The sequence below is a fragment of the Natronorubrum daqingense genome (assembly GCF_001971705.1).
Taxonomy (GTDB): Archaea; Halobacteriota; Halobacteria; order Halobacteriales; family Natrialbaceae; genus Natronorubrum; species Natronorubrum daqingense.
Genome location: NZ_CP019327.1, coordinates 243,997 through 269,095 on the forward strand (window position 1 = coordinate 243,997; position 25,099 = coordinate 269,095).

26 protein-coding genes and 1 tRNA gene are annotated in these 25,099 nt (G+C 60.5%); 9 read left to right on the forward strand and 18 right to left on the reverse strand.

Annotated elements, in window-relative coordinates; translation table 11 throughout:
- Positions 1–61: 61 nt before the first annotated feature.
- The 6 genes from BB347_RS01220 to BB347_RS01245 form a co-directional block, all read right to left on the reverse strand.
- On the reverse strand, positions 62–1,432 hold the full coding sequence (locus BB347_RS01220; RefSeq protein WP_076579202.1) for a flavin monoamine oxidase family protein: 1,371 nt from the start codon (positions 1,430–1,432) through the stop codon (positions 62–64).
- A gap of 80 nt (positions 1,433–1,512) precedes the next feature.
- Complete coding sequence (locus BB347_RS01225) at positions 1,513–2,286, reverse strand: proteasome assembly chaperone family protein (RefSeq protein ID WP_076579200.1); 774 nt, start codon at positions 2,284–2,286, stop codon at positions 1,513–1,515.
- A gap of 6 nt (positions 2,287–2,292) precedes the next feature.
- Complete coding sequence (locus BB347_RS01230) at positions 2,293–2,472, reverse strand: RNA-protein complex protein Nop10 (RefSeq protein WP_076579198.1); 180 nt, start codon at positions 2,470–2,472, stop codon at positions 2,293–2,295.
- Between the two features lie 3 nt (positions 2,473–2,475).
- Positions 2,476–3,276 (reverse strand): translation initiation factor IF-2 subunit alpha, encoded by an 801-nt coding sequence (locus BB347_RS01235; RefSeq protein ID WP_076579196.1) that lies wholly within the window; start codon positions 3,274–3,276, stop codon positions 2,476–2,478.
- Positions 3,273–3,446 carry a 30S ribosomal protein S27e gene (locus BB347_RS01240; RefSeq protein ID WP_076579194.1) on the reverse strand — a complete coding sequence of 58 codons (174 nt, stop codon included), beginning with the start codon at positions 3,444–3,446 and terminating at the stop codon, positions 3,273–3,275. Before BB347_RS01240 ends, BB347_RS01235 begins: the two co-directional genes overlap by 4 nt.
- 5 nt (positions 3,447–3,451) lie before the next feature.
- A complete protein-coding gene (locus BB347_RS01245; RefSeq protein ID WP_076579192.1) occupies positions 3,452–3,733 on the reverse strand; it encodes a 50S ribosomal protein L44e in 282 nt (93 codons plus the stop codon).
- A gap of 178 nt (positions 3,734–3,911) precedes the next feature.
- Between BB347_RS01245 and BB347_RS01250 the strand changes: the two genes are divergently transcribed.
- From BB347_RS01250 to BB347_RS01260, 3 genes are all read left to right on the forward strand, one after another.
- Positions 3,912–4,178, forward strand: coding sequence for an HAH_0734 family protein (locus BB347_RS01250; RefSeq protein ID WP_076579190.1), 267 nt, complete (start codon positions 3,912–3,914; stop codon positions 4,176–4,178).
- 330 nt (positions 4,179–4,508) lie between these two features.
- Positions 4,509–4,958: a GtrA family protein gene (locus BB347_RS01255; protein ID WP_076579188.1), complete on the forward strand. Its 450-nt coding sequence runs from the start codon at positions 4,509–4,511 to the stop codon at positions 4,956–4,958.
- A gap of 66 nt (positions 4,959–5,024) precedes the next feature.
- Positions 5,025–5,099: transfer RNA gene (locus tag BB347_RS01260), tRNA-Met, on the forward strand.
- A gap of 484 nt (positions 5,100–5,583) precedes the next feature.
- Here BB347_RS01260 and BB347_RS01265 read toward each other — a convergent pair.
- The 10 genes from BB347_RS01265 to coaBC form a co-directional block, all read right to left on the reverse strand.
- Positions 5,584–6,153, reverse strand: coding sequence for a GNAT family N-acetyltransferase (locus tag BB347_RS01265; protein ID WP_076579186.1), 570 nt, complete (start codon positions 6,151–6,153; stop codon positions 5,584–5,586).
- Between the two features lie 405 nt (positions 6,154–6,558).
- Positions 6,559–7,086 carry a hypothetical protein gene (locus BB347_RS01270; protein WP_076579184.1) on the reverse strand — a complete coding sequence of 176 codons (528 nt, stop codon included), beginning with the start codon at positions 7,084–7,086 and terminating at the stop codon, positions 6,559–6,561.
- The gene (locus BB347_RS01275) at positions 7,083–8,426 is read right to left on the reverse strand and encodes an ABC transporter ATP-binding protein (RefSeq protein WP_076579183.1); all 1,344 of its coding nucleotides are present in this window, start codon (positions 8,424–8,426) and stop codon (positions 7,083–7,085) included. The genes BB347_RS01270 and BB347_RS01275 overlap by 4 nt, the downstream gene beginning before the upstream one ends.
- A complete protein-coding gene (locus BB347_RS01280; protein WP_076579181.1) occupies positions 8,423–9,466 on the reverse strand; it encodes an ABC transporter ATP-binding protein in 1,044 nt (347 codons plus the stop codon). Before BB347_RS01280 ends, BB347_RS01275 begins: the two co-directional genes overlap by 4 nt.
- Before the next feature lie 2 nt (positions 9,467–9,468).
- Entirely contained in the window at positions 9,469–10,494 is a 1,026-nt protein-coding gene (locus BB347_RS01285) for an ABC transporter permease (RefSeq protein ID WP_076579178.1), read from the reverse strand.
- A 2-nt stretch (positions 10,495–10,496) separates the two neighbouring features.
- The gene (locus BB347_RS01290; protein WP_076579176.1) at positions 10,497–11,444 is read right to left on the reverse strand and encodes an ABC transporter permease; all 948 of its coding nucleotides are present in this window, start codon (positions 11,442–11,444) and stop codon (positions 10,497–10,499) included.
- A gap of 21 nt (positions 11,445–11,465) precedes the next feature.
- Complete coding sequence (locus BB347_RS01295) at positions 11,466–13,130, reverse strand: ABC transporter substrate-binding protein (protein WP_083687694.1); 1,665 nt, start codon at positions 13,128–13,130, stop codon at positions 11,466–11,468.
- A 301-nt stretch (positions 13,131–13,431) separates the two neighbouring features.
- Positions 13,432–14,001: a hypoxanthine/guanine phosphoribosyltransferase gene (gene hpt, locus BB347_RS01300; protein WP_076580187.1), complete on the reverse strand. Its 570-nt coding sequence runs from the start codon at positions 13,999–14,001 to the stop codon at positions 13,432–13,434.
- A 164-nt stretch (positions 14,002–14,165) separates the two neighbouring features.
- On the reverse strand, positions 14,166–14,753 hold the full coding sequence (locus BB347_RS01305) for a DUF7344 domain-containing protein (RefSeq protein WP_076579173.1): 588 nt from the start codon (positions 14,751–14,753) through the stop codon (positions 14,166–14,168).
- Between the two features lie 167 nt (positions 14,754–14,920).
- Positions 14,921–16,150: a bifunctional phosphopantothenoylcysteine decarboxylase/phosphopantothenate--cysteine ligase CoaBC gene (gene coaBC / locus BB347_RS01310; RefSeq protein WP_076579170.1), complete on the reverse strand. Its 1,230-nt coding sequence runs from the start codon at positions 16,148–16,150 to the stop codon at positions 14,921–14,923.
- A 110-nt stretch (positions 16,151–16,260) separates the two neighbouring features.
- Between coaBC and BB347_RS01315 the strand changes: the two genes are divergently transcribed.
- A complete protein-coding gene (locus BB347_RS01315) occupies positions 16,261–17,400 on the forward strand; it encodes a type IV pilin (protein ID WP_076579167.1) in 1,140 nt (379 codons plus the stop codon).
- 46 nt (positions 17,401–17,446) lie between these two features.
- On the opposite strand, the gene BB347_RS01320 is transcribed toward BB347_RS01315, so the two are convergent.
- Positions 17,447–18,196 carry an NAD(P)/FAD-dependent oxidoreductase gene (locus BB347_RS01320; protein ID WP_076579164.1) on the reverse strand — a complete coding sequence of 250 codons (750 nt, stop codon included), beginning with the start codon at positions 18,194–18,196 and terminating at the stop codon, positions 17,447–17,449.
- A gap of 138 nt (positions 18,197–18,334) precedes the next feature.
- Here BB347_RS01320 and BB347_RS01325 point away from each other — a divergent pair, with 138 nt between their 5' ends.
- On the forward strand, positions 18,335–18,856 hold the full coding sequence (locus BB347_RS01325) for an SRPBCC family protein (RefSeq protein ID WP_076579161.1): 522 nt from the start codon (positions 18,335–18,337) through the stop codon (positions 18,854–18,856).
- Positions 18,857–18,930: 74 nt separating this feature from the next.
- Here BB347_RS01325 and BB347_RS01330 read toward each other — a convergent pair whose 3' ends face one another.
- Positions 18,931–19,998 carry a M42 family metallopeptidase gene (locus tag BB347_RS01330; protein ID WP_076579158.1) on the reverse strand — a complete coding sequence of 356 codons (1,068 nt, stop codon included), beginning with the start codon at positions 19,996–19,998 and terminating at the stop codon, positions 18,931–18,933.
- A 143-nt stretch (positions 19,999–20,141) separates the two neighbouring features.
- Between BB347_RS01330 and BB347_RS01335 the strand changes: the two genes are divergently transcribed.
- The 4 genes from BB347_RS01335 to BB347_RS01355 all read left to right on the forward strand — a co-directional run bounded on the left by BB347_RS01335 (position 20,142) and on the right by BB347_RS01355 (position 24,713).
- The gene (locus tag BB347_RS01335) at positions 20,142–21,311 is read left to right on the forward strand and encodes a thiolase C-terminal domain-containing protein (protein WP_076579155.1); all 1,170 of its coding nucleotides are present in this window, start codon (positions 20,142–20,144) and stop codon (positions 21,309–21,311) included.
- Positions 21,308–21,703 (forward strand): Zn-ribbon domain-containing OB-fold protein, encoded by a 396-nt coding sequence (locus BB347_RS01340; RefSeq protein ID WP_076579153.1) that lies wholly within the window; start codon positions 21,308–21,310, stop codon positions 21,701–21,703. The genes BB347_RS01335 and BB347_RS01340 overlap by 4 nt, the downstream gene beginning before the upstream one ends.
- An 85-nt stretch (positions 21,704–21,788) precedes the next feature.
- Positions 21,789–22,643 (forward strand): NAD+ synthase, encoded by an 855-nt coding sequence (locus tag BB347_RS01345; protein WP_076580185.1) that lies wholly within the window; start codon positions 21,789–21,791, stop codon positions 22,641–22,643.
- 453 nt (positions 22,644–23,096) lie between these two features.
- Positions 23,097–24,713, forward strand: a complete 1,617-nt coding sequence (locus BB347_RS01355; RefSeq protein ID WP_076579149.1) for a BCCT family transporter — start codon at positions 23,097–23,099, stop codon at positions 24,711–24,713.
- The last annotated feature ends 386 nt before the right edge of the window (positions 24,714–25,099 follow it).

Below are 25,099 nucleotides of genomic sequence, written 5' to 3' on the forward strand. Positions count from 1 at the left end.
CACCGCTCAGAATCACGGACTCAGGGTCTGCGACGGAACGGGATCCGTCGATCGAGCACCCTCATCCGCCGAGACCCTCGAGAATCTCGTTCGCGACTCGTTCACCCGAACGGATCGCCCCCTCCATGAACCCGCGCCCCTCGAGCGCCGTCTCCGAACCGGCCCAGTGGACGCCGTCGACGGGTTCGCGGAGCGCACCACCGCACGTCGTCACCGTTCCAGGAGCCATCACGGCGTTGTACCCGCCCGTCGACCACCGCGTCGTCGACCAGGCTTCGTCGACGTACTCGAGGGGATCGACCGCCCGCGAGCCGAGGTAGCGGGCACACTCCTCGAGCACTCGTTCCCGGCGTTCGGACGCTGGCCGTTCGCTCCACTCGAGGGCGTTGCCGCCGGCGACGAACGCGATGAGCAACCCTCGGTCCCCGTCCGGAAGCGTCGCGTCCGCGATTTCGGACACGACGCCGTCGGTTGCCAGTACCGACCCCGAATAACCGGCCTCGCGCCAGAACGGCTCCTCGTACGCCGCGACGCACTTGATTACCGCCCCCATCGGCATCCGCTGTAGCAACCCTCGTCGGCGGGCAGGTAACGGCGGATCGTGCTCGATACGTTCGATCAGCGGCGGCGGGACGGCGACGACGGCGTTCGAAACGACGTAGGATCCGTCGGACGTCTCGAGCGTCACGTCGTCCCCGCGTCGGTCGATCCGTCTCACCGGCTCGCTCAATCGGAGTGCGTCGCCGAGAGTCTCGGCCAGCCCCTGAGAGAGCTGTTGGGTACTGCCGGCGAGGCGATACTCCTGGGTAACGCCGCCCGAGTCGGTGACCGTCTCGAGCCCACCGCCAGCGTCGACGGCCGAAACAAAAGACAGCAACGAGAGTTGCGTCGGCTCGACGGCGAATTCCGCGCGGACGAAGGCGTCGAACGTCTCCCGTGCGGCGTCGGTCGCTAACACCTCTCGCTTCCAGGATTCGAGAGTCGTCCCGTCCCACCTGTCGGCCTCGGCCGCCTCCTGGGGCGCCTCGAGGGGAACGTCGCGACGGAGGGTCTCGACCCGTTCGAACGCGTCGCGCAACTCGGCCGTCGATTCCGGTGCCAGCGCCCGAAACCGCTCTTCGTGTTCGAACACCTCACCCGTTACGGCGACTCGATCGACGCCCGAACGGTACTGTTCGCAAAGCTCGAGGTCGAATTCGTCGACTAACTCGAGAACCCGCGCGTGCTCGCTTCCGATCCACTCCGCGCCGAGGTCGATCGTCCCGCCAGTTGACAGCGACTTACTCGCCGTTCGACCGCCGACGCGATCTCTCGCCTCGAGCACAACCGCGTCCAGCCCTCCAGCGGTTAGTTCTCGCGCCGCCACCAATCCGGCGAGTCCCGCACCAACGACGCCGACGTCGGCGCGATCCGTCGTTCGAGTATTGGTCATAGTTGCGAGCACATCACTGGGCAAAATAGCGTTGGGGCCTGCGGCGGATCGTTGATTACAGTCGCGGTTAGACCGACGACTCAACCGATGTACCGAAGATCCTCGTCGGTCGGCACGTCCATCTGCTGTTGTTGCTGTTGTTCCATCTCCTGAATCTTGCCGATCACGTCCTCCATCTCGTCTGCGCGCTCGTCGAGCGAGTCGTACTCGAGGTCGAACTCGAGGAGTTCCTCGAGTACCTCGAGCACTGCGCGTGCACTTTTCGGATCGACGAGATAGCCGCTGGTTTCACCCATCAGACAGGCCGCGTCGAATCCGCGGCGCTCGCCCAATCCGAGTAAGAGTCCCGACACGCCGACGATCCCACCAGCGGGTTCGTCCTCGCGAAACTCGACCCCGACGTCCTCGAGTTCCTCCAGCAGCGACTCGTCGCTGACAGCGCCAATGACGGCGTACTCGTCGATGAGTTCGCCGGTCGGAACACCCCCGAGTGCGTACACCTCGCTCGCGCCGAACTCCTCGGCGATATCGAGAAACGCGTTCGTCAACGTGTAGTGACCCTCGTTCGTCTGGGCCTGGTGATCGCCGGTTAAAACGAGTAAATCTCTGCCGTCGGGAACGGAGACGGCGTGTAGTTCAGCGCAGGTGAGTTCGGCAACGCCGTCCTCGAGACTCACCTGCGGTGGAAACTCTTCGGAGTACACTCGGCGGACGAGCGTACTGTCGCCCTCGAGTTCTTCGAGCAGGTGTTCGACGGCGAGACTCCCGACGTGTCCGACGCCCGGTAGTCCCTCGACGAGGACGGGGTCAGTAACGTCGGCCTCGGCGACTGCATCGATCTCGAGTTCGTCCATACCGTATCAGCGCCGGCGACGTTTAAGAGCGCGTCGGTACTCGCCGTGTGGATCGTTCGGATCGAACGGCGCAGGCGCGGTATTCTCGGTCTCGCTCCCACAGTCAGGACACGTCTCAGAAAGCGTGTACACCGGGCGGTCGTGTGCGTCGCGCCACGCCGAACACACCCTGATGTCCGATTTCATGGCTTACTCGTCGTCGGTTCGTCGATCGCGGTGGTACTCGCCGTCGCCACCTTCACCTTCGATCGCGGTGATCGCTCGCTGTGCGCTCTCCTCGAGGTGGGATTCGGCGGTCTTGTAGTTCGGCGCACGAACTTTGATTCGATACTCCGGTGCACCGACGTAGCTCACCTCGAGGTCGACTTCCTCGGGGACCTCGCCGTTTCCTTCGGCGGCCGCAAGCGCCTCGCGAATGCCGTCGACGCCACTTGGCGAGGCGTTCTCGAGGTCGACGTAGCCGGTTACGTTGACGTACGGAACCGAGACGTTTTCGCGAGCCGTCTCGACGAGCGAGTCGATTTCGTCCTCGGAGAGATCGGTGTCCTCGAGCGCTTCGACACCGTGGATCGCCGCCTGCTTGAAGCCGTTGTAGAGGCTGCCGTGGGCCGCGATCAGTTCGTTCGCGATTGCGGTGTAGGTCTCGTCGTCGGCGTCCTCGCCGAGGGCGATACCCATCCAGTTGTCTGCCTTTTGCTCGTTTTTCCACTCCTGAATCTTGTCGGAGCGCTGGTGGTCGTTGACGTCTTTCAACGAGAGATCGATCTGCTGGGAACTCTCGTCGATGTCGAGGACCTTGCAGACGACGATCTGACCCTCGCGGACGTGGTCGCGGACGTTTTTGATCCATCCGCTCGCGACCTCGGAGATGTGAATCAGGCCGCGTTTGTCCTGATACTCCTCGAGATCGACGAAGACACCGAAGTCCTCGATCTCGTCGATCTTACCGACGACGAGTTCGCCGGGTTCGGGCCAGCCGCTGTATTTCATCGTGACTCGACAGTTTCGACGATCTCGTGTTCGATCTCGGCTTTGCCACCGGTCGGTCGCGCGAGCGTCGTGCCACAGACGGCACAGGCGACCTCCGAGGAGGCTTTGCCGAAGACGGTCTGTTCGTTCTCGCAGTCACTGCATCGGACACTGTAGAAATTTCCTGCCATTGAAATCACTCCTGGAACTCGAGTCGGCCAGCGCGCCATCCCTCGCGGAGGTGGGCCTTGCCACATTCGCCACAGCGGTACTTGAGGTCGGTTTTCTTGGTTGGCTTCTCGCCACCAGGAACCTTCGAGAAACGACCGGAGTTACCGATCGTTGCGCTGTTCCGTCGGGTACGGCGAGCGTCCCATTTCATTCCGCTGGAACGGCCGGATCGGGCCTTCTCGACTTCGTGCTCGTGGTGTTCGTTACAGTGCGGGCAGTACGTGTTGAATCGGCGTGGCATCTGCATTGTTAATTCACTTGGCGTGGGGTAGGGCAGGGCTGTTTAAAACCCGTTTGGTTCGCTCTCGTGCCAGAAGTCCTTCGTGGACTCGGAATGAGCGTATCGTATTCACGATCGTGCGTAGTGACTGGTTCTCGAGGACCCCTTCGAAGCGTTTAATCGCCTCTCCTGTGAAGTGGGAGGTATGAAGCGCCTCATCATTCACGGCGACCCGGGCATCCGGAAGGGGGCTATCGTCGAGTACGACGGCGAGGAACTGGTCTGCTTCGGGATCAATCGCAACGGCGAGTGGCACGGCCCCGAAACCGTCCAGTTGTGGTGTACCGTCGGGAGCGAAGACGAGTACGAGGACTTCGAAAAGCGAAATTTCACCCCGCACTTCCTCGACGTCGAACGCGTCGACGCCGACGACGTCACCGTCGTTCGGCCGTCGGCCGATCTCGCGATCTGACTCGAACTTGCCGCCGCCGGGCAACGTTCCCTTCTCTCGGTCGGTTCCCGTCGTCGACCTCGAGAGCTGTGGCCTACGCGTACTGTGACTCCTCTTCTACACGTTTTCCCCTTCTGCACGTTTCCGAACACGCCGTCGTCTTTCGCCGGTGGGTCGTTACACTTCGTATCCACCCACCTACACCGTTTTACAAGTCGAGGTCCGAAGACGCGTTCTCGATGGCACGCAAACCTGTCGGCGAATCGCAACACGGATACGGGTGCCGAAGCCAGTGGTCGTTACGGTCGACGCTGCACACCGCACTACTACGCGGCCCTATCGAGGTACTATATGACTCCAAACTCGCTCTCCGAGGCGATTCGGACGCGATTTCGAGCGTTGTGTTCGACATCGCGGTTCACCCAATTCGCTGGCGTCGGTTTCGTCGGCGCGGCGGTGGACAACCTCGTCCTCATCTTGTTGGTCGAATTGACGGTCCTCGGCCCGCTCTCCGCGAAAGTCATCTCGTGGGAGCTGTCGATCGTCGTCATCTTTCTGATCAACGAGTGGTGGACCTTCGCCGACTACGGGGCGATGACGCCTCGAGCGTTCGGCACCCGATTCGTTCGCTCGAATGCGGTCAGATTCGGCGGCTTTCTGGTGACGATGTTGGTCCTCGCTGTGTTAGTCGAATGGTTCGACGTCTGGTACGTCGCAGCGAATATCATCGGTACCGGAATCGGCTTCTTCGTCAACTACACCTGCGAGAGCCTCTACACGTGGAAGGTCCATCGAGACTAACGGTAGAAATCCCCATACGGTAGTCGAATCACAACCCTTATCTAACACACTCGGTTATGAAGTGATAGCGGGATGGGATAGCCAGGAGATTCCGGCGGGCTCATAACCCGCAGACCGGTAGTTCAAATCTACCTCCCGCTACTTTTCGACGCGAGCAATAACGAAGAACGGAGTTATGAGTGACGTGAGCGTCGAAAATACGCTGAGTAGATTTGAAGTAGACGACGAGGGGGCACAGCGACCGAAGTCGCCGTAGTTCAAATCTACCTCCCGCTATGTTTTGGCGCGAACAAGCACGTGAGCGCCATCCATAGCACGGGGTAGATTTGAATCAGGGAACAGCGTTGCTGTGACCGTGGTTAAAATCTACCTCCCGCTACTTTTCGAGACGAACAATACCGCCGAGCGAAGCGAGGGGTCCGTGAGTCTCGAAAATACGACGAGTAGTTTGAACGAGAGAAGACCGGAGTGAAACGACGGTCTTCACGTAGTTCAAAGCTACCTCCCGCTACGTTTCATTGCAAACAACAACGAGGAATAGAGTACCGAGTATGGTGAAAAAGCGTTCTGAACAGGGAGGACGAGTCCAACACCTCAACTTCGCGCTGGTTATAGAGTTACCGTCTTAGTGACTGAGTATCTCATTGGGACCTCTCCACTCGTCATGTAATAATCCATACCGGTCAACATCCACGTATTCTCCACCAGCAAATTGGGCCTCACGCGCGGTCCCTTCGTGGACGAATCCCAATCGCTCACAGAGCGTCTTGGAAGCCTCGTTGGGTGCCATCACGGTTGCCGAAATCCGGTGCAATCGGAGGTATTCAAACCCATACTCGATGAGATACGCGCTGGACTCGAGTGCGTAGCCGTTTCCCCATGCTTTTGGGTGGAACCAGATACCGAAGTTCGCGTATCCGTCCCCCTTGATGATTGGCGAGAGCGAAAGCGATCCGACTGGTTCACCGACGAATTCCCCTTCTGACGGTACGGCGAGGAGAGTGACCGAATCACCATCGTTGTCGATCGGCCAAAGTTCGTCTCGATATCGGTCGTTGGTATATGGTGTTCTGAACGAACTGATGAAACGTCGGACTTGCGGATGGTTTACTCCTTCTCGGAGGAACCTAATATCTCCTTCTTCGGGTGGTTTGAGCTCGAGTCGGTCGCAATTGATGAACGTCGGTCGTGTCATAATAATCTCTAGTAGTCAAATGATTGATAGACAGTACTGTGGAACGCAAAGCTAACAGACCTCGTTTGAGACGGCGTGGCAGTCAGCTTAGAAGCAGAAAGAAGCAGTCATTGGTCAACTCTGTTGCGTGATTTGAGGTGAAAGAAAATAAACGTATTGACCAGTTCTACAATATTGGTGAAAATAGCGGAATCATGTCCGTAGATGTAGTGGTTGGTATTTTCACTAACGCAGATGTCTGAGAAGCGGGTTTTAACAGCACCCTTCCAGTGCTTCAGCGGGAAGCACCCGAGAGCGGAATCGGTCCACTCTCTGTCACGACCCGTCGAATTCGAATACAACCACCAGCAATCGGGCCCACTGGCGAGGTGGTGCTGTTATCGAGGGACGAAGAACTGCCTCGAGTCAGTCCCGAATCTCGATTTCGGTTCGGTCGGTCAGGCCGCGCTCCTCGGCGTTCTCGCAGGCGATAGCGACTTCGATGGTGTACGTGCCTGTATCGACGGATTCCCACTCGCCCGGTTCGACCTGAATCCGCTGTGGCCACTCGCGGCGAAACCGCTTGCGCTCGCTGCGCGAAAACGAGAAGGCGTCCAGTCGATCTGGCACGTCTCGAGGCACCTGAGAGGCTGCTTCGAACCCGTCGACTGCCCACGTCCAGACGTTCGGCGACTCGGTTCGCAATCGGACGGGAAACGGAATCCGATTGCGGAACTCGACTCCGATCCGAACCGGTTCGCCGAGTTCGTAGGTGTCCCGATTCGTCGTGACCGAGACGTCGATCGCTCGATTTCGAAGGGCCTTCGGCATGAACGCGTGACTGAACGCGTCCCAGTTGATCGTCCGACGACTGTTCTTGTCGTCGTCGGCTTTCGAGGGCGTGAAGGGTTCGTCCCCGCGCTCGAGCGCTCGCGATTCGTAAATTCGTCTCATCGGTCAATTTCGGGTGCGAGTGCGTCCGGCGGTTCGTCGACGGCGTCCGCGTACGCAGCGTCGAATCGGTGGCACGCGATCGGATGGTGTTTTTCCCCCGCTTCGAGGGTCGGACGGTCGGTCTCACACGGCGTGGTAAACGCCGACTCGAGTCGTTCTCGTGCGCTCTCGACGTCGTCTGTCGCGATCTCCTCGAGCGTGTCCGAGACGATTTCTTCCGCGCGTGCGTCCTGAAGTTGCTGTGGAATTCCGAATTCGTCGCGAATCGCCGTCGGAACGTCCGCTGCCTCCGAAGGCTCCGGGAGGACCGACTCGAGGCCTGCTTCGGCGTCGGCGAGTCGGAGTCGCAAGGTGAACACGCTGTGGAAGGCGTCCTGGTCGAACTCGAACTCCGCTGGGGGGATGACCTTCGGACAGCGGGTGTGGAAGCGACAGCCCGACGGTGGGTCGATCGGCGAGGGAACGGTTCCCTCGAGGATGACGCGGTCGCCCTCCCACAGCGGGTCGGGTTCGGGAATCGCGGAGAGCAACGCCTCCGTGTAGGGGTGTGAGTCGCCGGAGAACACCTCCTCCGGGTCGCCGGTTTCGACGATGTTGCCGAGGTACATCACGGCGATCCGATCCGCGACGTGCTCGACGACCGAAAGGTCGTGTGCGATGAAGAGGTACGAGAGGTTGAACTCCTCCTGGAGGTCGTTGAGCAGGTTCAGGATCTGGGCCTGAACCGAGACGTCGAGTGCGGAAACCGGCTCGTCACAGACGATGAACTCCGGTTCGACGGCCAGTGCGCGGGCGATTCCGATTCGCTGGCGTTGCCCGCCGGAGAACTCGTGTGGATACCGGTTGGCGTGACTGGCTTTGAGGCCGACAGTCTCGAGGAGTTCTTCGACTCGTTCGTTCCGTCGCTCAGACTCCGACCGATCGTCTGCGTCGTCGCTCTCGAGGATGTCGTGAACGTCGAGCGCTTCGCCGACGATGTCGTTGATCGTCAGCCGCGGATTCAGGCTCGCGAACGGATTCTGGAAGATGTACTGGATGTTCGTCCGCATATCCCGCATCTCCGTTCGCGAGAGTTCGGTCAACTCGGTGCCGCGGTATTTGACCGATCCGCCTGTCGGCTCGGTGAGTTGCACGAGTGAGCGGCCGAGGGAACTCTTCCCGCAACCACTCTCGCCGACGAGGCCGAGGGTCTCTCCCTCGTGAATCTCGAGGTCGACGCCGTCGACGGCCTTGACTTCCTCTTGGCCCCCGAGGAACCGATCGAGGAAGCCGTCGTTGGTCGTGTAGTACTTCTCTAACCCTTCGATCTCGAGGAGTGGCTCCCCCGAATGCTCACTCATTGGGACTCACCTCGAACGTCGATATCGTAATCTAATCCGTTCGCGAGTTCGCCGGTGTATTCGTGACAGGACGCCACGTGACCGGTGTTTTCTGTGTCGTCGGCGACTACCTCTTCGTCCGTGTCCATGAGTGGGGGTTCGCGTTTCATACAGACGTCTTCGGCGTAGGGACATCTCGGATGGAACCGACACCCCGTCGGCACGTCGATGAGGTCGGGCATCGCCCCGGGAATCGTCGTTAACTCCTCGCGTTCGTCTCCAATTCGCGGAATCGACGCCATCAATCCAACCGTATAGGGATGTTTTGGCTCGTAGTAGAGTTCCTCGACGGGCGCTCGCTCGACGGCCTGTCCCGCATAGAGGACCATCACCCGATCGCAGAGTTCGGCGACGACGCCGAGGTCGTGCGTGATCAGTTGGATCGCCGTATCGAAGTCCGAGGCGAGTTCGTCGAGTAACTCGAGAATCTGGGCTTCGATCGTCACGTCGAGTGCCGTCGTCGGTTCGTCACAGATCAGGAGATCCGGGTCGCACGACAGCGCCATCGCGATGACGGCTCGCTGTTGCATCCCGCCGGAGAACTCGTGGGGATAGTCCGAGTAGCGCGCCGACGCGTCGGGAATGCCGACGCGCTCGAGGAGTTCGATCGTCTCTTCTTTGGCCTCCTCGTCGGTCACGTCCTTGTGCGTGCGGATCGCTTCGGCGATCTGTTCGCCAACCGAGTAGACGGGGTTGAGCGCGGTTTCTGCGTCCTGGAACACCATCGCGATGTCGTTCCCGCGGATATCCCGCAACTCGCTTTCGGAAAGGTCGAGGAGATTCTGCCCCTTGAATCGAATCTCACCGCTGACGATTTCGCCGGGGCTCTCGATCAGTTGCATCAGCGAGAGGCTCGTGACGCTCTTTCCGGCACCACTTTCGCCGACGATACCGTACTTTTCGCCGCGTTCGATCTCGTAGCTGAGTTCGTCGACTGCGCGGACCACCCCGTCTTCGGTGTAGAACTGTACGACGAGATCTTCCACTTCGAGTAGTGACATTGTTATCGCATCCTCTCTTTTGCTGCGTTTCCTTGCGGGTCGAGTGCGTCGTTGATACCGTCACCGACCAGGTTGATGGCCATCACGAACAGGAAGATCGCACCCCCGGGGAAGAGCGTGATGTGCCAGTGGCCGTAGACGATCGAATCACGTCCGTTCGAGAGCATCGAGCCCCATTCGGCGCTTCCCGGCTCGAGGCCGATCCCCAGGAATCCGAGCGCTGCGGCCGCGAGCACGATCGTCCCGATGTTCAGCGTCGCCTGGACGATGACGGGTGCCATCGCGTTGGGGACGATGTGTTTGAAGACGATCGTTCGGTCGGGGGAGCCGAGTGCTTTCGCGGCCAGCACGTACTCGTTTTCTTTGACCGAGAGTATCTCTCCGCGTAAGAGTCTGGCGTAACTCAGCCACCCCGTAACGACGAGCGCGAAGATGATCACCCAGAATCCGGATCCGAAAATCGCGACGATGGCGATCGCCAGGACCAGGAACGGGAACGCGTAGAGCATGTCGATCATTCGCATGATGACCTCGTCGATCCAGCCGCCGAAGTAGCCCGCAACTGCTCCGAGCGGGATTCCGACGACTAACGCGAGCACGACGGCGATAAACCCGATACTCAGACTGAGTCGTCCGCCGACGAGGACGCGAGAGAAGATATCACGCCCCGCCCAGTCCGTCCCGAACGGATGTGCGAACGACGGTGCCTCGTTCGCCTCGCCGACGTACATCTCGTTCGGACCGAACGGCGCGAGTGAAATCGGCTGCAGCGTGATCTGATAGCCCATCGTCGACACCTCGATCGGACGGGCGAAGATGGCGAGAACCGCCATCACGGCAATAATTAGCATCCCGAATAACGCCGTTCGATTCGATTTGAATCGGAGCCAGGCGTACTCGAGGCGACTGCGTCCGCTACTTTCCGATTCGCCGTCCCAGACTTCGGTGTCCGTCTGGTCGGCGACCGCTTCGTCGAATCCAGTAATGCGGATTCGACCACGTTGTGTCGTTGGTTGTCGTTGGCTCATAGTTAATATCGAATTCGTGGATCGAGATACGAGTAGATGATATCGACGATCAGGTTGGCGACGATGATCGTGACTGCGATCAACAACACGCCGGCCTGGATGATGGGGAAGTCACGCTCGAAGATTGCGCCGACGAGCAATCGACCCATTCCCGGCCAAGCGAAGACCTCCTCGACGACGACTGCGCCGTCGATGAGGAACGCGATCTGCAACCCAGCGACGGTCACGACTGCGATCAACGAATTACGCAGCACGTGTTTGAGGATGACCGTTCGCTCGCGCAACCCTTTCGCTCGTGCGGTCCGGACGTAGTCCTTGTTCAGTTCCTGGAGCATCGACGACCGCATCAGTCGCGTGATGAGTGCGGCGGATGCCGTCCCGAGCGTGATGGTCGGGAGGATCATGAACCAGAGCGTGCTGAAACTCAACAGCGGCGCGTCCGGCGGAATAACGCTGAACCATCCGAAGTGAACGCTGAAGATCCACAACAACACGAGACCGAGCCAGAAGTTCGGCGTCGCGATACCAGCGAGTGCAGCGATTCGGCTGACTTCGTCTGCGGTTTCGCCTTGCTTGACTGCGGCGATGATCCCCGTCGGGATACCGATCCCGAGTGCGAGAACCCACGCCGAGACACCGAGGAGAATCGTGTGTGGCAGTCGAGCGGCGATCGATGCGCCGACATCTCTACCGGTGATCGGCGATTCACCGAAATCGAGCAACAACGCGTCTTGTAACCAGAGCAGGTACTGTTCCCAAAGAGGGAGATGGAGGTTGTAATCCTCTCGAATTCCATCGAGGACCTCTTCGTCGACGTCACCGAAACCAGCGATCATGTCGACCGGGTCGCCCGGTGCGATGTGAATGAACGAGAACGTAATCGCTGAGACACCGAACAGAACTGGTATCGTGACGAGAACCCGCTTTAGTATATAGCGTGAAAGAGACATTGACCTGTTAGAGGGTGCGTCTTACTGTACTTCGAGGTGTTCCTCAGCGAGTTCGTCCTGATAGTCCGTTCCGGTGAAATCTTCCAGAATCGGGGAAATTGGCGTGTACGCCAGCTCTCCGACGTCGTGGAACACGTTGTCCATGATCGTCTCGCGTGGAATCAGGCCACTGATGCCGCGGCGAACTTTCGGATTGTTGAACGGCTCCTGCCAGAGCGGGAAGGTCAGGTATTCGTTCGAGAGTCCGAGTGCGCCGTCGACGTCGAAGTCGTCGTCGTCTTCGAACTCGGCGACGCTTTCGGCCGGGAGTCCCTGGCTGAGGTCGATGTCCCCGACTTCGAGCGCCTGGTGACGTGACGACCCTTCTGGGATAACTTCCATGACGATCGTTTCGACTGGTGGGGTTTCGGGGACGTCGTTGTCGTACTCGTCGCCGGTGTACCAGTGGTCGTCGTACCGTTCGATCACGAATCGGTCGTCTTCTTGATGTTCGTCGAATTGGTACGGACCGGTTCCGACTGGGCCGTCGGAGAGGTTGACATCGCCATCTTCGGCACCTTCTGGGACGATCGGGACGTCACCGGCACCAGTCGCCTCGAACGGTCCACTGTAGTCTCGGTGGTGTTCGATGACGATTTCGTGGTCGTTGACGATCTCGCTGCTTTCGTACCAGTCGTAGACGTCCGACTCGCGAACTTCGTCCTCGTAGCGCTCGTAGGAGGTTTGGACGTCGTGTGCGGTGAACTCGTCACCGTTGTGGAACTCGACGCCTTCGCGGAGGTAGAACCGCCAGGTTGTGTCGTCTTCTTGCTCCCAGTCCGTCGCAAGACCGGGTTGTGGAGTACCGGCGAAATCGACGGCGATGAGGCTCTCGTATACGAGCGTGGTCGCCATGAGCGAGACCGTGTCCTCCTGACTGATCGGATCGAAGTCGGGGACGTCGGAGCCGAGGTCGACACGAAGCTCGTCGTCGTCGTTGTCGACTTCCGTGTACACTCCCTCGTGTGGCGCGTACACTGCGGTGAACTCACGTCCTGCCATCGGATGCGTCTTGAACCCGCTCACCTCGTCGTTATTCCAGGCAGTTACCTGTTCGCCGAATTGAATGAGTGCAACGGGGGAGAGTTCGACGAGTCGTTCCTGTGCATCCGCGTAAATATCTTGTCGCGCTTCCTGGTCCGACTCTTCGACCCCTTCGTCGACCAGGTCGTCGTACTCTTCGTCCTCGAAGTGATTCGTGTTGATCCCACTTGGCGAGTGCGCACTCGAGTGATACGGGTTGTTCATGAACACGTGTGGGTCCCAGTCTGCACTGTGACCGTTACAGAGGAGGGCGTTCTCCTCCTCTTCAGCAACGCTGTTCATGAAGTCGAGATACGCCCCCCACTCCATGTCATCGAAAGAAACGTCGAAGAATCCGGTCTCGTTCAGTTCGTTTTGAATGAGTTCGCCGTAGGCGATTCGGTCGGAACTATCCGAGTTCGCGTACACCGTCGTCTCGAACGGTGGTTCGACGCCTTCTTCTTCGAATCCTTCCGCGATGAGTTCCTCTGCTGCGTTGTCTGCTTCGACATCGCCCTCTTCGGAGATACAGCCAGCGAGGCCGATTAGACCCGCCGCACCGAGTCCTTTGAGCAGTGGTCGCCGACTAATATCGCCGTCATCGTTCGATCCGTGTGATGGCATGTCTTTGCTATATCTACCAGGATGTTATATGAGTTATGATTGGTACGTTTCCGGCAACTTCTGTCTGTATCTTTACGCGAAAAACGGAAACTCACTTTGTAGGAAAGCGAGTTTATTCGACACGATCTTCAAGTTATTAACGAGAATGATCGCTCATTAATGGACTAATTCCCCCAATATTGGTTGTATATAAATGTGGATTTTTAAACATTTCACGCCGACAGCTCGGGTTAGCCAGTATACTTATATACTACTATAGTCGGTGAACTGTCGGCAAGAGAACGCGCTGGGAGGGCTTCGATTACGAGTCGCCGTTCTCGTCGACGATGACGACCTCACCGTCGACGACATCGACGTTGATCAGCGTTTTGACGCGGTAATCTGCGTCTGCGACCTTGTTTTCGCCGCCGACTTTCTTGATCACCGCAACGGTGTCTACGACTTCGGCACCGATCCCATCGAGGGCCTCGAGCACGGATGCCAGCGTCCCACCCGTCGAGAGGACGTCGTCGAGGACGAGCACGCGTTCGCCCTCGCGGACGTCGTTGATGTACATCTCGTTCTCCGAGTACCCCGTCTGCTGGGAGATAGCGACCTCGTCGTCGAGTCCATACTGGCGCTTTCGGATGACCGTCAGTGGAATGTCCGTCATCAGCGAGACGGCCGTCGAAATGTGGATGCCCATCGCGGCCGGCGTGACGATTCGATCGACTTCCTCGAGTTTCGCTTTTCGGATGATCCGAATGACGATCTCCCGAAGCAAGCCGGGGTCGAGTTTCGGCACGCCGTCACTAATCGGGTGGACGAAGTAGTGATAACCGTTTTTCTCGATGATCGGGGCGTCGAGAAGCGACCGCTTCAACTGATCCATGTCGTGGGTCTGGTGGTCTTCGAGTAAAACTTGACGATACACTCGAGCCACGAATGATCGATCGTGATATCGCGACGTGGTGTCATACCGTCTGCTATCAGTCGGTACTGGTGCAACCACGATCCATCCGCAGTTCCACCGTCAAACAGGGACAACAGTCCGTCTCAGTTGTCGCTTCCGTAGCTGAGTTCCGGGGGCTGATCACCGTGGCCGAGTCGCATATTCCGCTCGTAATAACTGTGGACGATCGCCGTCACCGTGAACGTTGCAGCGGTGATCCCCAGCCACGCGAGATCCGAAAAGACCGTCAGCGGGTAAATCTCGAGCCAGAGTGCGGCGACGAGCGCGCCAGAAATCGCACCGAGGGAGAGGTAGAGTTCGCGCCAGGCGAACTCGTGGCCGGGAACGATCTCGAGGTAGATACTGATATCCCGGGCTCGATCCGTCGCCTCGATGACGCCGTCGTCGGAGTCGAACTCGAGAATCCCCGATTTGTCCATCTTCGGTAGGTGCGTCTGCTGGAGGGTCGTGTACACGCGCTTTCGTTGTTCGGGCGTGACTTCCTCGAGCGTGGTTTCGTACTCCCAGGCGGCGACTTGCTGGGCGAGATCACCGAGTTCGACGGGACGGGAATCCTGCTGGAGATACTGCAGGACGTAGCGTCGTCGCTGGTTACGTAATACTTCGAAAACTTCACCCTTCGATAGTGAGTCTCCGGAATCGATACTATCAGATTGTTGTTTTTGCACCACAGATCACCTCACTACGCCGGTCGAGACTGCCCGCTAATTCGCGTTCGAACCGCCACCGATACCCAGCAAGGGGGATCGACGACAGAGAGGGACGTGCGACTGAAACCGGTCGCATAGTTGGTAATTCAAGGCATGAACGCCACCTATATAATTCTCTTGACGTTCCCTCAAGCGGTATCTGTCAACTCACTCTCAAGAAGTGTGGCGATCGAATCCGCAATCTCTCCGGCTAATCCCGCCTTCGAGCCAGAGAACCTGGCTGCATCGGCGTCGTGGACCAACAGGGCGTTCGTTTGCTCGGCCCCCATCACACTCGCGTCGTTCGCGACGACGAAGGCCAATTCTGCGCGCTCGAGTGTCTCGCGCGCTTGCGCGATCATCGCCGCTTCGTCGCCCGACGTCTCGGTTTTGAAACCGACGATCGGCAACTCGGGGTGGTCGTCTCGAATCTCGTCGATGAGTTTCGGGGTCGGCTCGAGCGACAACGAGAGATCCTGGCCCGAGCGGATCTTCTCGGCGCTCGAGTCGACGGTGTAGTCGCCGATTGCGGCGACCGAAACCAGCGTGTCCGCGTCCGTACACGCCTCGCGGGTCGCCTCGAGCATCGCGTCGGCACTTTCGACGGATCGAAGCGTCGCGTACGACACCGTCCCGTCGGGGTTCGTTTGGGCCACCGCGCCGTCGCTGGTGATCGAACGCGGACCGACCAGTCCGTGGACCAGCGTCACGTCGGCACCACGGACGTAACAGGCCTTGGCGACTTCCCGGCCCATCTTCCCCGACGATCGATTCGTCAGGACGCGAACGGGGTCGATCGCTTCGCCCGTCGCACCGCTGGTGACGACGACGTGGTCGCCCTCGAGGGGTCGATCACCCGCCGCTCGAGCGATGTCGGTGACGATGGCGTCTTCGCTCGCGATTTTGGCTTTCCCCTCCTCGACGCGCGGATCGACGAACTCCACGCCCCACGCCGAGACGGTGTCGATGGCCTCGAGGACGCCGGGATGGTCGTACATCGGTTCGTGCATCGCGGGCGCGATGACGACGGGCGTATCGGCACCGAGAGCCGTCGTCGCCGTCGTCGTGACGGGCGTATCGTCGACGGCCCCGGCGATCTTGCCGACGGTGTTGGCCGTGGCGGGGGCGATCACGAAGACGTCCGCCCAGCCGTCGTACCCGCACAGTTCGACGTGTTCGACGCTGCCCGTAATTTCGGTGACGACGTCGTTGTCGGTCGCGAACTCGACCGCCCACGGGTGGATGATTCCCGTTGCACTACCGGACATCACGGCCCGAACGCTGGCACCCTGTCGTCGCAACTCGTGGGCCAACTCGACCGTTTTGACGGCCGCGATCGAGCCCGTAACCCCGAGTGCGACGTTGACTCCCTCGAGCATTCGTCACTGTCTTCGGACGTTGGTGGCTTACGTGTACCGGAGACAACCGTCCCCGAGGCGGCCAAACAATTTATCATAGTGGGATAAGCTTGTGTTGCTATCCAGTAAGTATGTTGCCACGTCGTCCCTCTGAGCGAGATGGTTCCAAACCGGATAGCCGAGCAATTTCGCCGGTGATCGGCGTGGTGCTGATGGTCGCAATCGTCGTCGTGGTGGCCGCCATCGCTGGCGCGATGGCCCTCGATATGGCTGATACCTCCGAGCCGCGACCAAACGTTGCGCTCGAGGCCGAACCCGATGGGGACAGTACAACCTACGAAGTCAGCCACCAGTACGGTGAGGAACTCGAAGGCGATATTACGTTCCAAAGCGCCGACGACTCCGAGGAACTAGACGATGTAGAATTGATCAGTCCGGGCGGTGAGACCTCGATCGACGTCGAGGACGCTGACATCTCCGAGGTCGACGTCATCTGGACTGGCGAGGATGGCACCGAGTATATCGTCGATACGCTGACGCTCGAGCCATATATCGAAACAGAACACGGACTCGAGTTTGGAACCTACGATGACTGTGAGGCGATCGGGTACGATCACGCAGATTCTGAAGAACATGACGACATTGAAATTGATGAGGGCGTAGACGTTGCCGATGACACTGTCCACTGCGATATTAATGCAGACGCCGAGGTTGAAATCGAAGATGGATACACTCTCGTTGGAAACTTAGCGATCGAGGATCTCGAGGTGGAGAATGGAACTGTCGAAGGGGACATTCGTGCGACTGAGGAGGTCGAACTCGAGGGTGATGATGACGATGACGATGAAGCGAAAGTTGATGGCGATATCGAACTCGATGGAACTGGCGAGGAGAACGAATTCGAACTCGAAGACGGGCATGTAACAGGTTCGATTGATGCCCATGGTGTCGATGAATCGGAATTAGAGATCGAGGATAGTACGGTTGACGGGGCAGTCGACATTCACGTTGAAGGTAGTGAAGAGGCTGAATTAGAGATCGATGATAGTACGATTGAGGGGCCAGTTGAAATCTATAGCGAGGATGAAGTAGACCTCGAAATAGATGGAGAGATCAAGGATTCAGTTGTTATTTTCAGTGGTGACGAAGTCGAACTCGATAGCCAAGGTACTGTCGCAGGCTCAGTTGACATCTATAGCGACGGTGACATTGATGTTGAAGGTATTAATGACGAGTCGGTTGAAGAGCACAGTGAATCTGACTTCGAATAAGCTACAGAGCGGAAATCAGACTACTGGCTCCAACTACACGTGACGCTTAGTTCTCTGTGTCCGTCTCTGCAACACTCGGGTGCATCGTCGGCTGCTCGTCCAACGGCTCCGAAAACGCCTCGAGCATCCTCGCTCTCGCCTGTTCGTCACGCTCGAGGCGTTCGTCGTCGTCGATTTCCTCACACCCCGGCGGCACGTCCCGGTCGCGGCCGGTGAAGTAGCCCTCGGGGGCGACCCAGTCGTGGTAGAAGTTCGCGTCCGAGTCGTGAATCACCGCGAGGCCGACTTTCGCGCCGTGGCCCGCCGCGACGATGGACTGGTGGGGTTCGTTGGCCAGTCGCCCGGCCGCGTAGATGCCGTCGACGGCCGTTCGCCCGCCGTCGTCGACCGAGACGTAGTGCTTGCTCCCGCGTTGGAGTCGACCCACGTCGAGCGGAACGAGGTACTCGCTGTCCGACCACGACGCTGCGATCACTCGCCGCGCCTCGAGTGGCTCGCCACCGTCGGTCTCGAGGATGAACCCTTGCTCGAGGTCCGTGTCGTCGATCGCTTCGATTCGCGTCACGTGACCGAGTTCGAACGTCGCGCCCGCGTTTCGGGCCTGTTCACGGCTCAGTTGCAGGTAGCGTCGCGCGTCGATACCATCGGGATAGCCGGGGTAGTTCTCGAGGCTTGCGTTTCGCGCGAGGATCGATTCGCCCCCGTCGACGACGAGGGTGTCCAGTCCGGCACGGGCGGTGAAGATCGATGCGGCGAGGCCGGCGACGCCGCCACCGACGATACAGACGTCTCGCATGTCACGAGGTAGTTTTCGGTCGGTATAGAAGGTGGCGACTCGAGTCTCGAGTGCACCTCCTGTTCGATTCGGTGGCTATCATCTTCCAACACTCTCTGGATGACAATCCTTACTTTCGAACGCATCGTACCGGTGGGCGTGGACAGAATTCTCCTCAGTACGCTCGTCTATCGCTCTCCGGAGGAGGTTTTCCCGTACGTGCAGGCGTTTACGAACTATCCTCGGTACACCGAGCACCTCGAGGACGTAACCGTCCACGGCGACGGCGGCGTCGGCTCTCGGTACGACCTCAGGTTCGCCTGGTGGAAGCTGACCTACACGGCTCGCTCGAGGGTTACGGATATCTCAAACCCCCAGTCACTCGAGTGGCGACTGACGAACAGTATCGACGCGCGCGGCGAGTGGCGCATCGAAGCGGAACCCGAGTCGGCCCCCGTCGGCGAGGAGACGGCGAGTCGAGTGTACTTCGAGGCGGTGTACGATCCGCACACGGCGGACACGAGTTCGCTCTCGCTCCCGCGATTCGTTTCGCTGGATTGGGTTATCAGGAAGGTCCAACCCAAGCTGGTTGGGGAAGCCGAAACCGTCGTCGAACGCCTCGTCGCGGACATCGAAGGGAGGCGACGGCCCGTCGAGTTGAAAGTTCACGAAACGCCGTAGCCGACCCGTGCTGGAACGGTCTGTCGTGTCGGCTCCGAGACGCTGGAGCGTCTCGGTTCTGAGTCGACCCTGTTTTAGAGCGTGTACTCGTGCTCGCCGTCCTCGCTGGCGAGGAACGCCTCGAGTAAGTCGATCGTCGCCGCGACGTCGTCGACGTGGGCGGCTTCGGTCGGGGTGTGGAGGTAGCGCGTCGGCACCGAAATCGCGCCGACGGGCTTGGCTCCGGCGGGGAACTGGAACCCGGCCGTATCGGTGCCGCCGGCGGGCAGAATCTCGTGTTGATAGTCGATACCCTCGTCCTCGGCGACCGACTGCAGTCGCTTGTGGACCTTCGGGTTCGTGATGACGCTGCCGTCTTTGAGTTTGATTGCCGTCCCCTCACCGAGGTCGGTGACGTGCTTGCCGTCCTCGAAGCCGGGAACGTCGTTCGCGACGGTGACGTCCAGTGCGATGGCGAGGTCGGGGTCGACGTCGACGCCGAGGGCTTGCGCACCGCGGAGGCCGACTTCCTCTTGCACCGTCGCACAGAAGTGGATCGTCGCGTCCGGGTTCTCGAGGCGGCGCGCGGCCTCGAGCATCGCGAACAGGCAGACGCGGTCGTCCAGGGCTTTGCCCGTGACCGTCTCACCGACGCGTTCGGTCGTTTGGTCCATCGTGACGAGGTCGCCCGGCGAGACGCGTTCCTCGAGGTCCTCGTAGGGGAGGCCGACGTCGACGACGACGTCTTCCACCTCGGGTGTCTTCTCGCGTTGCTCGTCGCTCAGCGTGTGCGGTGGCGGCGAGCCGATCACTCCCGGCAGGTCGCCGTCGTCGGTGTGGATCGTCACCCGCTGGGCTTTGAGAATGCGGGCATCCCAGCCCCCGAGCGCGTCGAGTTCGACGAAGCCGAAGCCGTCCTCGCCGCCTTTGAGGTGGCGAACCATGAACCCGATCTCGTCCATGTGCGCCGCGACGGCGACGGCGTGATCGGACTCGCCCTCGAGCGTGCCGACGACGTTCCCCATCGCGTCGGTCCGGACGCGATCGACGCTCTCCTCGAGGTCCTCGATGACGAGGTCGCGAATTCGGTCCTCGTAGCCGGGGACGCCACTCGTTTCAGTCAGTTCTTTGAGATGGTCGAAATCGAAAGCGGATGATTCCATACTGACACTCGTTGCGACGTGAAAATAAACGTACGGGCTCGAACGAGTGATCGGGGACCTCGAGTAATCACGGTATCGTCTTCGAACTTTGTCACGACTGCAACCGCGGAGTATTAACGGGACGATCCGCTAGGAGTGTGTGTATGAGTGACGTACGTGTTGCAGGTGTTGGCGTGACCTCCTTCGGGAACATGCCCGAGAAAACCGGCCGGGAGCTCTTCGCGACGGCGAGTATCGAAGCGTTCGAGGACAGTGGCGTCCCCCGTGAGGACGTCGACGCGCTCCTCTACGGCAACTTCATGGGCGAACTGTCGGAGCACCAGGGCCACCAGGGGCCGCTCATGGCCGAGGCCGCCGGAGTTCAGGCCCCGGCGACCAGATACGAGTCGGCGTGTGCCTCGAGCGGGACCGCCGTTCGGGACGCGGTCTTGCGCCTTCGAAACGGCGAGGACGACGTGATCCTCGTCGGCGGGGCCGAACGGATGACCAACCTCGGAACGGCGGGGGCGACGGAGGCGCTCGCAATCGCCGCGGACGACCTCTGGGAGGTTCGGGCCGGGACGACGTTCCCCGGCGCGTACGCGTTGATGGCACAGGCGTACTTCGATGAGTACGGGGGCGAGCACGAAGATCTCGCCCACATCGCCGTCAAGAACCACGAGAACGCGTTGCCGAACGACAAAGCGCAGTACCAGCGTGCGATCGACGTCGAGGACGTCCTCGAGGCACCACAGGTCTCCTCGCCGCTCGGTCTCTACGACGCCTGTCCGCTCTCCGACGGGGCGGCGGCGCTCGTCCTGACGAGCGAATCCTACGCCGAGGAACACGACCTCGAGAGCGCCGTCTCGATCACGGGCACCGGACAGGGCGGCGACCGAATGGCGTTACACGACCGCGAGTACCTCGCGCGCTCACCCGCTGCCCGCGACGCTGGCGAGGAGGCCTACGCCGATTCGGGCATCGGCCCTGCAGACGTCGATTTCGCGGAAGTCCACGACTGTTTCACCATCGCGGAAGTGCTCGCGATCGAGTCCCTCGACCTCTTCCAGATCGGCGAGGGAATCTCCGCGGCTCGAGACGGCCGAACGACGGCCGACGGCGAGACGCCGATCAATCTCTCCGGTGGGCTGAAAGCGAAGGGCCATCCGGTGGGCGCGACCGGCGCGTCACAGATCGCTGAGGTCACGAAGCTCCTCTCCGGCAAACACCCCAACAGCGAGCTCGTCGAGGACGCGACGACGGCCCTCGCGCACAACGCGGGTGGCACCGTCGCCAGTGCGACCGTCCACGTTCTGGAGGTGAGTGACGCATGAGCGAGAACGAGACGGGCCCACGAGACGCCGGCTTCGACGAGTGGCTCGACGCCGCCGAGGAGAACGCGGCCTACTACCTCGAGTGCCCCGATGAACACGGCTCCCTCCCACCCCGCCGGGTCTGTCCCGACTGTGGGGCGACCGACCTCGAGGAAGTCGAACTCCCCGACACCGGCGTGGTCCAAACGTTCACCGTCACCCACGTCCCCACACCGGCCTTCGAGGAGGACGCCCCCTACGCGACGGCCGTCGCGAGCTTCGGGGCCGTGCGCATCACCGGACAGATCGTCGGGATCGACCTCGAGGCCATCGAGAACGGCCTCGAGGTCGAGATCGAAGTGACGGTCTCGGAGACGACGGGCGAACGGGTCCTTTCGTTTGCGCCCGTCTGAGCGAGCGCCCTCGAATTATCGCCCGACCACGTGATTTCGAAAGCGTACGGCTTTTATGGCCGCTTCCGGTTACGTGCCAGTCCAGATGGCAAACCTCTACGAGCAGACCCAGACTGAGATCGATCCGGCCGACCTCCGGTTTTCGGCGTCGGAGATCGAAGCTCAGGTCGATCACCTCACCGAGTTCATTCGCGACCGCGTCGAGGCCGCGGACGCCGACGGCGTCGAGGTCGCGCTCTCGGGCGGAATCGACAGCACGACGACCGCCCACCTCGCCGTTGAAGCGCTCGGTACCGACGCGGTCCACGGGATCATCCTCCCGAAGGAGGTAAACGAGGACGAGAACATGAGCGACGCCGAGCGGGTCGCCGAGGACCTCGGCATCGACTACGACGTGATCGGCATCGATTCGGTCGTCGAGGAGACGCTAAGCCGGACCGACGCCGAGAACGACAACGCCTCCGAAGACCACTGGGAGGGACGCTACGTCGGCAACACGAGCGCCCGCATCCGCATGACGATGACGTACCTCGTCGCCAACCGGGAAAATCGGATCGTCCTCGGGACCGGCAACCGCGCGGAACTCGCGACGGGCTACGTGACGAAGTACGGCGACGGCGGCGTCGACTGCAACCCGCTCGCGAACCTCTACAAACAGCAGGTCCGGCAGGTTGCGGCCCACCTCGGCGTTTCGGAGTCGCTCGTCCGAAAGACGCCGACCGGCGGCATGGTCGACTACGGAACCGACGAGGAGGAACTCGGGATGGACTACGACACGCTCGACGCCGTCCTGGCGTTCTACATCGACGGGAACCTCCCGGCGTCGGTCGTCGCTCGACTCACGAATACCACGGTCGAAAGCGTCGAGCACGTCGCGTCGCTCCACGAGGAGAGCGACCACAAACGAACGCCGCCGACGGAGCCGGAACCGCTGTTCTGATCGTGTTGTACACCGTTGGGGCTCGAGGACACCTGCGTAAACCCGTAAATGAAAAGACCCCTGATAAGACCGGCTGGAGTGCTAACGCCGCAGGTTGAAGTGTCCATACACTAACCTTCGACTATCGAATCGAGCCACGCCCGCTGGCTCGCGGTTGTCGACGTATCGGCTGTATCAGTCTCGCCGCCCACACGCAGGCGGTGACGGGGAAGGGCTTCTCCTCGAGCACCCGTGAAAAACGAGCCCGTGAGTGATTACGACACCGGGAACACGAAGCGACACGACGCGTTTCGCCGAACAATGGCCGAAACGCCGACAGAACGAACGCTCGCGCGTACACTCGAGACACAGACTCACGACTGGACTCGAGTCTCTCGTTCTGACGGTCAGCGAAGACAACCGAAAATACACAGATATGATCCACGAAACGTGGTGCAAGGCGGTAGTTGACGGATGAGCCGCGCACGAAACGCACTCAGCCAATTCATCGACGAATTGGATTACGTCGTCTTCAGCGCCGGGTTCGTCGTCACGGCACTCGCAGTAGTCGTCTTCGCGTTTCGAGACGATGTGGCTGCGGCCCACATGGAGAACGCGAACGAGTTCCTGCAGGCGAACTTCGGCTGGGCGTACCTACTGGTCATGTTCGCCCTGATCGTCTTCGTCGGCTTTTTGATCTTCAGTCCGTGGGGGAACATCACCCTCGGAAAGGACGACGAGGAACCGGCGTTTAGCTTCCCCGCGTACTTCGCAATGTTGTACTCGGCGGGAATCGCCGCCGGCGTCGTCTTCTGGGGACCAGCGGAGGCGATTTTCCACTACGACGCCGTCTCGCCGTTCGTCGACGCGGAGGCCGGGTCACCCGAGGCCGCCGTCGGCGCCGTCCAGTACACCTTCTTCCACTGGGGAATCTCCGCGTGGACGGCCTACGTCGTGTTGGGCATCCCGATCGCGTACTACGCCCACCGATACGACGCGCCGATGCGCATCTCGACGATCCTCCTCCCCTGGCTCGGTGAGGACAACCTCGAGCGCCCGATCGCGAAGGCCGTCGACGTCCTCGCCGTGTTCGCGACGATCGGCGGCGTCGCGGCGACGCTCGGTTTCGTCGGCGACCAGTTTCTGACCGGCATCGAGTGGACGACCGGGACCGCCGTCGGCGACGGAGGGACGGTGCTCGTCATCACCGGACTGACCGTCGCGTTTACGATTTCCGTCGCGCTCGGGGTTCGAAAGGGAATCCGCCGGATCGCGTACTTCAACCTCGCGCTGTTCGCGGTGTTGTTGCTCGCGACCTTCGTGCTCGGACCGACGCGGTTCATCATGGCGCTCGGAACGGAGGCCCTCGGCGGCTACATCAACGACTTCATCACGATGAGTTTCTACACCGGTGCCGACGCCGCCGAGAGTTCCGCCGTCTCCGGCTGGGTCGGCGACTGGACGATTTTCTACTGGGCCTGGTGGTTCTCGTGGTCGCCCTTCGTCGGCCTGTTCATCGCCCGCATTTCGCGGGGACGGACCGTCCGTCAGGTCGCCGTCACCGGCGTTCTCGCCTCGACGAGCATTACGATCCCGTGGTTCGCGACGATGGGTGGCTCGGCCATCTTCCTCCAGCAAAACGGTGAGGCCGACATCCTCGGCGCGACCGACGTCTACGCTGAGGCCGGCGCGGGCTACCCGCTGTTCGAAGCGCTTCCACTCGGTGGCGTCCTGACCGTCATGTTCCTCCTGCTGGTGACGACGTTCTTCATCACCTCCGCCGACTCCTCGACGCTCGCCCTCGGCATGCTGACCACCGGCGGCGAGGAAGAGCCCTCGACGATCAACCGAGTCATCTGGGGCTTTCTCATCGGTGCGCTGGCCTCGCTGTTGATGGTCGTCGGCGGCGTCGACGCGTTGCAGGCGGCCGCCATCATCACCGGCGGCCCGTTCGCCATCGTCACCCTGATCGCGGTCGCCTCGATGGTGCTCGCGTTCGGGAACCGAAACGCCATCTTCCTCCGGGAGGAAGACGATATCTCCGTACCTGGCTCGGACTCGTCCGTTGAGGACTCCGTCGCGGACGACTGAGATGGGCGGTAGCGAGTAATTGCTCTGTTTTCGAACTCGAGAGTGCGTCCTCAGAGGCACCGAGTGAGCACGTAACCGGATTTGCGCCCGTGTAGCGATACTCGCTCTCTCTTTTTCTGTGGAGTGATCAGTAGGTATTTTGTCACTCGAGCGAAAGCCACGGTCGATGGTGACCGAACTGCTACTCAGTTACACCACGCTGGCGGTACTCCTCGGATTTTGTGCCGTCGTGTTCGCATCGTACCTCGGCACAATGCTCGCTCTCCGGGAGTTTCACGACTCCGATCCCGAGAATTCATCGTAACGTCACCTCGGCCGAGACCGCCAGGGAGGTGAACTCGTCGGGTCGGTGGGTTGGCACTCGAGTCACGGCGCGACTCGTCGAC

Excerpts from the sequence above, each read along its gene's own strand:
- BB347_RS01235 (WP_076579196.1), bottom strand. The coding sequence starts at position 3,276 with ATGAAATACAGCGGCTGGCCCGAACCCGGCGAACTCGTCGTCGGTAAG.
- BB347_RS01320 (WP_076579164.1), bottom strand. The coding sequence starts at position 18,196 with ATGCGAGACGTCTGTATCGTCGGTGGCGGCGTCGCCGGCCTCGCCGCA.
- BB347_RS01265 (WP_076579186.1), bottom strand. The coding sequence starts at position 6,153 with ATGACACGACCGACGTTCATCAATTGCGACCGACTCGAGCTCAAACCA.
- BB347_RS01315 (WP_076579167.1), top strand. The coding sequence starts at position 16,261 with ATGTTGCCACGTCGTCCCTCTGAGCGAGATGGTTCCAAACCGGATAGC.
- BB347_RS01330 (WP_076579158.1), bottom strand. The coding sequence starts at position 19,998 with ATGGAATCATCCGCTTTCGATTTCGACCATCTCAAAGAACTGACTGAA.
- BB347_RS01270 (WP_076579184.1), bottom strand. The coding sequence starts at position 7,086 with ATGAGACGAATTTACGAATCGCGAGCGCTCGAGCGCGGGGACGAACCC.
- BB347_RS01245 (WP_076579192.1), bottom strand. The coding sequence starts at position 3,733 with ATGCAGATGCCACGCCGATTCAACACGTACTGCCCGCACTGTAACGAA.
- BB347_RS01345 (WP_076580185.1), top strand. The coding sequence starts at position 21,789 with ATGGCAAACCTCTACGAGCAGACCCAGACTGAGATCGATCCGGCCGAC.
- BB347_RS01220 (WP_076579202.1), bottom strand. The coding sequence starts at position 1,432 with ATGACCAATACTCGAACGACGGATCGCGCCGACGTCGGCGTCGTTGGT.
- BB347_RS01285 (WP_076579178.1), bottom strand. The coding sequence starts at position 10,494 with ATGAGCCAACGACAACCAACGACACAACGTGGTCGAATCCGCATTACT.
- BB347_RS01340 (WP_076579153.1), top strand. The coding sequence starts at position 21,308 with ATGAGCGAGAACGAGACGGGCCCACGAGACGCCGGCTTCGACGAGTGG.
- BB347_RS01240 (WP_076579194.1), bottom strand. The coding sequence starts at position 3,446 with ATGGCAGGAAATTTCTACAGTGTCCGATGCAGTGACTGCGAGAACGAA.
- BB347_RS01275 (WP_076579183.1), bottom strand. The coding sequence starts at position 8,426 with ATGAGTGAGCATTCGGGGGAGCCACTCCTCGAGATCGAAGGGTTAGAG.
- hpt (WP_076580187.1), bottom strand. The coding sequence starts at position 14,001 with ATGGATCAGTTGAAGCGGTCGCTTCTCGACGCCCCGATCATCGAGAAA.
- BB347_RS01250 (WP_076579190.1), top strand. The coding sequence starts at position 3,912 with ATGAAGCGCCTCATCATTCACGGCGACCCGGGCATCCGGAAGGGGGCT.
- BB347_RS01225 (WP_076579200.1), bottom strand. The coding sequence starts at position 2,286 with ATGGACGAACTCGAGATCGATGCAGTCGCCGAGGCCGACGTTACTGAC.
- BB347_RS01335 (WP_076579155.1), top strand. The coding sequence starts at position 20,142 with ATGAGTGACGTACGTGTTGCAGGTGTTGGCGTGACCTCCTTCGGGAAC.
- BB347_RS01355 (WP_076579149.1), top strand. The coding sequence starts at position 23,097 with ATGAGCCGCGCACGAAACGCACTCAGCCAATTCATCGACGAATTGGAT.
- BB347_RS01255 (WP_076579188.1), top strand. The coding sequence starts at position 4,509 with ATGACTCCAAACTCGCTCTCCGAGGCGATTCGGACGCGATTTCGAGCG.
- BB347_RS01230 (WP_076579198.1), bottom strand. The coding sequence starts at position 2,472 with ATGAAATCGGACATCAGGGTGTGTTCGGCGTGGCGCGACGCACACGAC.
- BB347_RS01295 (WP_083687694.1), bottom strand. The coding sequence starts at position 13,130 with ATGCCATCACACGGATCGAACGATGACGGCGATATTAGTCGGCGACCA.
- BB347_RS01280 (WP_076579181.1), bottom strand. The coding sequence starts at position 9,466 with ATGTCACTACTCGAAGTGGAAGATCTCGTCGTACAGTTCTACACCGAA.
- coaBC (WP_076579170.1), bottom strand. The coding sequence starts at position 16,150 with ATGCTCGAGGGAGTCAACGTCGCACTCGGGGTTACGGGCTCGATCGCG.
- BB347_RS01290 (WP_076579176.1), bottom strand. The coding sequence starts at position 11,444 with ATGTCTCTTTCACGCTATATACTAAAGCGGGTTCTCGTCACGATACCA.